Genomic DNA, 7799 nt, shown 5'->3' on the forward strand with positions numbered 1-7799 from the left:
GGCGGCGTGGCGGTGATCCGGGTCGGCGGCGCGACCGAGATCGAGGTCAAGGAGAAGAAGGACCGCGTCGACGACGCGCTGAACGCCACCCGCGCCGCGGTCGAGGAAGGCGTCGTGCCGGGCGGCGGCGTCGCGCTGCTGCGCGCCAAGGCGGCGGTCGCCAAGCTCAAGAGCGACAATCCCGACGAGCAGGCCGGCATCAACATCGTGCTGAAGGCGCTCGAGTCGCCGATCCGCCAGATCGTCGAGAACGCGGGCGGCGAAGGCTCGATCGTCGTCGGCAAGATCACCGACAACAAGTCGCAGACCTTCGGCTTCAACGCCCAGAACGACGAATATGTCGACATGCTCGAAGCCGGCATCGTCGATCCGGCCAAGGTCGTGCGCACGGCGCTGCAGGACGCGGCCTCGGTCGCCGGCCTGCTGATCACCACCGAAGCGATGGTCGCCGAAGTGCCGAAGGAAAAGCCGGCGATGCCGATGGGCGGCGGCGGCGGCGGCATGGGCGGCATGGACTTCTGATCCCGAGGACCAAGGCGCGGAGGCGGGATGGCGCCGACCTTGCTGTGATTTAATCCCGCCCCGCCCGCTTCCGCCTTCTTTTGCGCCGGGGGTTCTGTTAGTGCGCTTCTTCCCGCCCCGTTCGCTTCCAACCCCGCCGGTCCCTGCCCCATGCGAATTCTGAGCCTCGCCGTCGCGCTGTTTGCGCTCGCCGCCTTTCTGGTCGGTCTGCGCGCGCCCGACGTCGGCCTCTTCCTCTACGCCGCCGCGGCGCTGCTGTGCGCTGGCGCGACCTACCGGTCGGCGCACATCTCGAATTTCTTGCGGGTGTTCGAGGTCGTCTTCGCGGTCGAAACGATCGTCTTCGGCGCCACCTACCTGATCGACGAGCTGGGCCTGTGGCCGCACGCTTACGCCGACTACGCGCTGCCGAGTTCGCTGCCGCTCACCGTCGCCCTGTTCGGCTCGCTGGTCTTCGCCGTCTCGCATATCCCGGTCGTGCGCAAGATGACCGACATCGCCGACCCCTATTTCTCCGAGCGGGCGCCGACGACGGCGCGAATCTGGCCGGGCCGCCCGTTCACCACGCCGCAGAACAAGCTGGCGATCGCCGCGCTGGTCTTCCTCATCGTGATCAACCAGTTCGAAGTGGCGCTGCTGGTGCGGCTCAACTACTTCAGCCGCGACTTCTACAACGCGCTGCAAAACAAGGACGAGGCGGCGTTCTGGACCCAGCTGCTGGCGATCTTCCTGCCGTTCGCGACGATCTATATCGCGGCGCTGGTGATCGAATACGTCGTCACCTCGACCTTCGTTTATCGCTGGCGCCGGTGGCTCTCCGCCTATTACATCGGCCGCTGGCTCGGCGGCGGCGCGCATTATCCGATGGCGCTGGCGGGCACGCCCGCTGACAACCCCGATCAGCGCATCAGCGAGGACATCTACGGCTTCATTTTCGGCCAGGGCTCCGGCGCAGGCATTTTCGGCTATTCGATCACGCTGCTGTCGACGCTGACGACTCTGGTGTCCTTCGGCATCGTGCTGTGGACGCTGTCGGCGGGGTTCCCGCTGCCCGGCCTCAACATCATCGTACCAGGCCTGCTGTTCTGGATCGCGCTCGCCTATGCGGCGATCGGCACCGGCCTGACTCACTGGATCGGCCACTCGCTGATCGGGCTCTATTTCCGCCAGCAGCAATACGAAGCGAACTTCCGCTTCGGCCTCGCCCGCCTGCGCGAGTACAGCGAACAGATCGCGCTGCTGCGCGGCGAAGAGGTGGAGACCGCCGGCGCGATGCGACGCTTCGGCGACGTCTTCGACAATTACATGAGCATCGTGCGGGTGCGTAAACGGCTGACCGCGTTCACCTCCGCCTACGACCAGATAAGCCAGTACTTCCCCTTCATCGTCGGCGCGCCGCTTTATTTCATCGGCAAGATTCAGCTCGGCGCGTTGGTGCAGGTCGCGCGCGCGTTCGGCCAAGTCAACTCGTCGCTGAGCTTCTTCGTCTCCTCCTATGTTGGCCTCGCCGATTTCAAGGCGGTGCTCGACCGACTGACCTCGTTCGACGATGCGATTGCGCGCGCCCACGCGGCGCTCGACAACGCCAAAGGCCTCGTGCGCGTCGCCGCCGCCAACGACGATTTCGCCCTCAAGGACCTCGACCTCGACCTGCCCGACGGTCGCGCGCTGGCGCGCATCGAATCCTTCGCCTTCGCCGCTCGCCAACCGACCTTGATCGTCGGCCCCTCCGGCGTCGGCAAGTCGACGCTGCTGCGCGCCATCGCCGGAATCTGGCCCTACGGCCACGGCGAGATCGCCGAGCCGAAGGCGAAGATCATGCTGCTGCCGCAGCGCCCCTACCTGCCGATCGGTCCGCTGCGCGACGCAATCGCTTATCCGGCGTCGGCCGCCGGGCTCGACGACGCGACGATCCGCGCCGCGCTGGGCGAAGTCGGCCTCGCCGCGTTCGCCGACCGGCTCGACATCAGCGACAATTGGCAGATGCGGCTGTCGGGCGGCGAGCAGCAGCGGCTGGCGGTGGCGCGCGCACTGATCGCCGCGCCCGACTGGCTGTTCCTCGACGAAGCGACCTCAGCGCTCGACGAGGCCAGCGAGGGCGCCCTCTATCAGACGATCGCCGCAAAGTTGCCGAAGACGACGATCGTCTCGATCGGCCATCGTTCGACGCTCGGCGCCTTCCACATGCGCCGCGTCGCGCTGACGGCGCGCGCCAACGCGCCGGCGACCATGCTCGAGGCGACGCCGGCCGAATGACGGCGAAGCTCAGAGCGAGCGCGCCAGCCGCATCTCGCCGCGCGGTCCCTTGATGACGAGCTCGCCGTTGACCAGGTCCCAAATCGGCTGGGCGAGCAGCGCCGACAGGAAGCCGAACTCGATCGCCATCGTGTCCTTGTCGCACTGCTTCTTGGTCAACGCGTAGGGGCCGACGGCAAGATGCTGGTCCTTGATCGGATACATCGTCGCCGACCAGGAATTGCAGCCGGCGAAGCCCGAGCCGCGCAGCGTGCTGTCGATCTTCAGGCTGACGTCGATTTCGGCCGGCACAGGTTTGCCGTTGAGCTCCTTCAGCTGCCAGGTCTGGTCGAGCGGGAAGTTCTTCTGTAGCGGCGGCAGCGGCTTCGGCGGCTCATCGTTGCTGATGGCTTGCGCCGCGAAAGCGAAGCAGATTGCGGAGAGCGCGATCGCCGCGCGAAACATCGTGGCTTTCATGGAGTCCGATCCTCGATCCGCCATTCTGGGCGTGGAAATTACTGGCCGGGTATAGCCATCGGCCCGAAATCGCGCAACGGCTCGGCTACGCGGCGAAACGAGCAAATTTGCGGCCGAGCGCGGTCGAACCCCCTTGCGCGCCGGGCAGGACGCACCAAATTTCTGTTAGACGCGGGCCCAATCCGGGACGCGTCGCCGACCGCGCCGCTACGGGGCGCTGAAGGCCCATGTCGCTTCATACGGAGGATATGATCATGTTGAACTACGACTTTTCGCCGTTCTACCGTTCGACCATCGGTTTCGACCGGTTGCTGGGGTTGCTCGACAAGAGCGCGGGCCTGGAGGCCAGCGCGCCGACCTATCCGCCCTATAACATCGAACGCATGGGCGAGAACGCCTACCGCATCACGCTGGCGGTCGCCGGCTTCGCCGACTCCGAACTGACAGTGGAGACGCGCGAGGGAGTCCTGACGGTGCGCGGCGCCAAGAGCGCCCAAGAGAAGGATGAGAAGCGCGAGACGCTCTACCAGGGCATCGCCGCGCGCGCCTTCGAGCGGCGCTTCCACCTCGCCGACCACGTGACCGCGACGCAAGCGGCGTGCGAGAATGGGCTGCTGCACATCGACCTGGCGCGCGAAGTGCCCGAGGCGCAGAAGCCGCGCGCGATCCCGATCCAGGCTGCGGCCAAGACGATTGAAACGACGGTCGTGGCGCCGCAGAGCAAGCAGGCGGCCTAAAGCGCCGGCTCGCAGCGAGGGCGCCCTTCGGGGCGCCCTTTTTGTTTGTCCAAGGCGGCTGGGAGCGCCGGCTTCTGCGCCTCAATCCAGCGGCGTGACCGGGATGTCGTTGACCGCCTTCGACTTGGCGGGCGCGGCCGCAGCGGCCGGCGGCGACGGCTTGACGACGCTCGGCGCATCCGCCTTGGCCGCCTCGAGCGACGCCGCCGGGGACGGCGCTGCGGCTGGAGCCGGACTCGCCGGCGCGGCGGCGGCGCTCGGCGCCGGGCTCGGCGAGGCCGGAGCGGCCGCAGGCGAAGAGAAAGCCGCCGGCGAAGCGGGGGTCGGCGCAGCCGGAGGCGGAACGACGACGGCGGGCGGCGGGTTGTTGACATTGGCGACCGGCGCGGGCTTCGGCGTCCACTTCGGCTTGGTCTCGGCGGCCTTCGGCTTGGCCTTGGGCGCCTCGAGGACTTCAGGCTTTTGCGGCTCGAAAGAATCCGGCGGCGGCGCGTCGGGGCCGATCGCCGCGGGCGGGCGCGGCCCATTCCACATGCGCGGATCATCGCTCCATGCGGACGGCGGCGGCGCCGAAGCCTCGCGCCAACGGTCGGGGCGGCCGCGGTAGCGCTCGACGATGCGCCCGCTCTGGGCGTCGATGACCAGCCGCTCCGGGCCCTCGCCGCGGACAATGACGTCGGCGAGATAGACGTCGCCGCGCATCGTCAGCGGGCCGGTGAGGGCGTAGCCGGCCGCCTCCAGCCGCCGTTCGATCTCGTAGGGAGACGGATTGCCGAACAGAAAGAAGAAGCCCTGCGCGTATGCCGCGGTCGGCGGCGCAAGGAGAACGAGCGCGGCGGCGGCCCATCCCCATCGGCGCGAGGGCTTGCTGTGCTGAACCCGGCTCATTGTTTCGGACTCCCCATTCGGGCGGTCGACACCCTCAATCTTTGCGCGAATTGCGGCTTCGTTGCGGCGCCCCGGCAAGCGCCAGCAGCGCGTCGACTTCGGCCTCGCCGGTCTCGAACGACGTCACCAGCCGCACCATCGTCTCGCCCGTCCCGGGCGCGAGATCGGGACGCGCCGAGCGCGTCGACCAGTCGTGGAACTTGGCCCCCGCCGCGCGCCAGCGCGCCAGCGCCGCGTCGGGCGCGACGACGAAGACCTCGTTGGCCTCGACGGGAAAGGCGAGGCGCAGGCCGGGCGCAGCCGCGAGCCCCTCGGCGAGACGGCGCGCGGCGGCGTTGGCGCGCCGCGCCAGATCGAGCCACAGATCGTCGGCGAGCCAGGCCTCCATCTGGGCGCCGAGGAAGCGCCCTTTCGACAGCGTCTGCCCCGCCCGCTTGCGCTGATAGGGCATCGCGCCGGCTTTGTCGGGATCGAAGACGATCACCGCCTCGCAGGCGAGCGCGCCGTTCTTGGTCGCCCCCAGCGACAGCACGTCGACGCCGGCGCGCCAGGTGAGTTCCGCCGGCGCCGCGCCGGTCGCGGCCACGATATTGGCGAAGCGCGCGCCGTCCATGTGCACGCCCATCCCCGCCGCGCGCGCGATCGCCGCCAAGGCGGCGATCTCGTCGGGCCGGTAGGCCGTCCCCGCTTCCGTCGCCTGGCTGAGCGACAGCGCGCCGGGCTGGCTGGTCTTGGCTTGGCCGCGCGGGTAGCGCGCCAGCGCCTCGACGAGCGCGGCGGGCTGGATTTTGCCGTCGCCGCCGGGGACGCCCACGATCTTGGCCCCGGCGGTGAAGAATTCCGGCGCGCCGCACTCGTCGTCGATCACATGCGCTTCCTCGTGGCAGAACGCGGCCTGCCACGGCGCCGCAAGCGCGGCGAGCGACAGCGCATTGGCGGCGGTGCCGGTGGCGACGAGAAAGACCGACGCCTTGCGCTCGAAGATTTCGGCGAGCCGCGCTTGCGCGCGCGCGGTGAAATCGTCGGCGCCGTAGGCGGGCGCGTTGACGCGGCTCGAGGCGGCGATCGCATTGAGGATCGGCGCCGCCACCCCCGCCGCATTGTCGCTGGCGAAATTCATCCCTGCCGATCCTTGAGGCCGCCCCGCAGCGCGCCTGTCATGCCTCGCGCCGGGGCGGGTTGGCAATCCGCGCCGTCGCGGCGCGCGGCGAAAAAATGAGTTTCAGCGCCGGCGTCTGTCTTGTATCGTGACCGCGTTTCTGTCATGGTTTGCCGAGATAGGACAGTTGTGCTGACCATTTGCCGTCGGCGCGGCCAGGGCGTTTTGCTATGTCGGAAGCAACATTCGCGATGACTCGTTTCGCGACGGACCGAAAAAAACGCGCCGCCTGAAATCCGGGCGGCCGTAGACCAACGCCGCCGAACCTGTCCAACAGCAAGCAAAATCGACTTGACGAACGACGCTCGGAACGCAGCGCGACCGCGCGGGGGAGTGGAGAGATGAACGCCAAGACCCACCAGACCCAGTCCGGCCGCCCGTCCCTGACGCCGGGCGCCGACCCGTCGCTGCCGCGCCCGCAGGGTCTCTACGACCCCGCCAAGGAGCGCGATTCCTGCGGCGTCGGCGTCGTCGCCGACATGAAGGGCCGCGCCTCGCACGCCATTCTCGAAAAGGGCCTGCAGGTCCTGGTCAACCTCGACCATCGCGGCGCGACCGGCGCCGACGCGACGCTCGGCGACGGCTGCGGCGTGCTGACCCAAATTCCTCACCGCTTCTTCGCGGAGGAATGCGCCAAGCTCGGCTTCGCCCTGCCCGCGCCGGGGCATTACGCCATCGGCCAGTTCTTCATGCCGCGCGACGCCGACTCGCGCGCCCGCGCCGAGGCGATCGTCGCCGAGGCGATCGTCGAGGAAGGTTGCGACCTGATCGGCTGGCGCGACATTCCGGTCGACAATTCCGACCTCGGCGAGCGGGTCAAGGCGGTCGAGCCCATGCAGCGCCAGGTCTTCATCGGCCGGCGCGCGACGATCGCCGACGAGGACGCGTTCGAGCGCCGGCTGTTCATCCTGCGCAAGGTGATCTCCAACCGCGTCTACGCCATCGGCGACGGGATCGCCGAATATTATCCGGTGTCGCTGTCGTGCCGCACCATCGTCTACAAGGGCATGGTGCTGGTCAGGCAACTGCCGCGCTACTACAAGGACCTGCTCGACCCGCGCTTCGAGACGGCGCTGGCGCTCGTCCACCAGCGTTTCGCCACCAACACCTTCCCGTCCTGGCGGCTCGCCCATCCCTACCGGATGGTCGCCCACAACGGCGAGATCAACACCCTGCGCGGCAACGTCAACTGGATGGCGGCGCGGCAGGCGAGCGTCGATTCCGAATTGTTCGGCGCCGACATCTCCAAGCTGTGGCCGATCTCCTACGAAGGCCAATCCGACACCGCCTGCTTCGACAACGCGCTCGAGTTCCTGGTGCGCGGCGGCTACTCGCTCGCCCATGCGATGATGATGCTGATCCCGGAGGCCTGGGCCGGCAACCCGCTGATGGACGAGGCGCGGCGCGACTTCTACGAGTATCACGCCGCGGTGATGGAGCCGTGGGACGGCCCGGCGGCGATGGCCTTCACCGACGGCCGCCAGATCGGCGCCACGCTCGACCGCAACGGCCTGAGGCCGGCGCGCTATTTCGTCACCGACGACGGGCTGTTCGTGCTCGCCTCCGAAATGGGCGTGCTGCCGACCCCGGAAGAGAAGATCGTCACCAAATGGCGCCTGCAGCCGGGCAAGATGCTGCTCGTCGATCTGATCGAGGGCCGCATCATCTCCGACGACGAGATCAAGAGCCGGCTGTCGCGCGCCAACCCCTACCGGCAATGGCTGGAGACGACGCAGATCGTGCTCGAGGAGCTCAATCCGGTCGAGCCGCGCGCGTCGCGC

The 7799-nt window shown here is 68.5% G+C and carries 6 protein-coding genes and 1 pseudogene; 4 read left to right on the forward strand and 3 right to left on the reverse strand.

The features are described 5' to 3' along the window. Both ABSF49_RS18545 and ABSF49_RS18550 read left to right on the forward strand, forming a co-directional pair. Positions 1 to 522 (forward strand): TCP-1/cpn60 chaperonin family protein (locus ABSF49_RS18545; RefSeq protein ID WP_424114124.1); only part of this gene is annotated, 522 nt, incomplete at its 5' end. Positions 523 to 672: 150 nt separating this feature from the next. Continuing rightward, positions 673 to 2778: an ABC transporter ATP-binding protein/permease gene (locus ABSF49_RS18550; RefSeq protein ID WP_424114125.1), complete on the forward strand. Its 2106-nt coding sequence runs from the start codon at positions 673 to 675 to the stop codon at positions 2776 to 2778. Positions 2779 to 2787: 9 nt separating this feature from the next. Here ABSF49_RS18550 and ABSF49_RS18555 read toward each other — a convergent pair whose 3' ends face one another. After that, positions 2788 to 3234, reverse strand: a complete 447-nt coding sequence (locus ABSF49_RS18555) for an META domain-containing protein (protein ID WP_424114126.1) — start codon at positions 3232 to 3234, stop codon at positions 2788 to 2790. Positions 3235 to 3488: 254 nt separating this feature from the next. On the opposite strand from ABSF49_RS18555, the gene ABSF49_RS18560 reads away from it, so the two are divergent. Continuing rightward, positions 3489 to 3971 carry an Hsp20 family protein gene (locus ABSF49_RS18560; protein ID WP_424114127.1) on the forward strand — a complete coding sequence of 161 codons (483 nt, stop codon included), beginning with the start codon at positions 3489 to 3491 and terminating at the stop codon, positions 3969 to 3971. 81 nt (positions 3972 to 4052) lie between these two features. Here ABSF49_RS18560 and ABSF49_RS18565 read toward each other — a convergent pair whose 3' ends face one another. Together ABSF49_RS18565 and ABSF49_RS18570 are read right to left on the reverse strand one after the other, a co-directional pair. Further along, a complete protein-coding gene (locus ABSF49_RS18565; RefSeq protein WP_424114128.1) occupies positions 4053 to 4859 on the reverse strand; it encodes a hypothetical protein in 807 nt (268 codons plus the stop codon). 34 nt (positions 4860 to 4893) lie between these two features. Then, complete coding sequence (locus ABSF49_RS18570; RefSeq protein WP_424114129.1) at positions 4894 to 5979, reverse strand: threonine aldolase family protein; 1086 nt, start codon at positions 5977 to 5979, stop codon at positions 4894 to 4896. A gap of 380 nt (positions 5980 to 6359) precedes the next feature. Here ABSF49_RS18570 and ABSF49_RS18575 point away from each other — a divergent pair. Then, positions 6360 to 7799: pseudogene (locus ABSF49_RS18575) on the forward strand (glutamate synthase subunit alpha); the annotation flags it as partial.

Source organism: Roseiarcus sp., assembly GCF_049514155.1.
In the GTDB taxonomy this organism is placed as follows: domain Bacteria; phylum Pseudomonadota; class Alphaproteobacteria; order Rhizobiales; family Beijerinckiaceae; genus Roseiarcus.

Bases quoted from the DNA above. Each gene is read 5' to 3' on its own strand.
- ABSF49_RS18570 (WP_424114129.1), bottom strand. From the start codon at position 5,979: ATGAATTTCGCCAGCGACAATGCGGCGGGGGTGGCGGCGCCGATCCTC.
- ABSF49_RS18550 (WP_424114125.1), top strand. From the start codon at position 673: ATGCGAATTCTGAGCCTCGCCGTCGCGCTGTTTGCGCTCGCCGCCTTT.
- ABSF49_RS18565 (WP_424114128.1), bottom strand. From the start codon at position 4,859: ATGAGCCGGGTTCAGCACAGCAAGCCCTCGCGCCGATGGGGATGGGCC.
- ABSF49_RS18560 (WP_424114127.1), top strand. From the start codon at position 3,489: ATGTTGAACTACGACTTTTCGCCGTTCTACCGTTCGACCATCGGTTTC.
- ABSF49_RS18555 (WP_424114126.1), bottom strand. From the start codon at position 3,234: ATGAAAGCCACGATGTTTCGCGCGGCGATCGCGCTCTCCGCAATCTGC.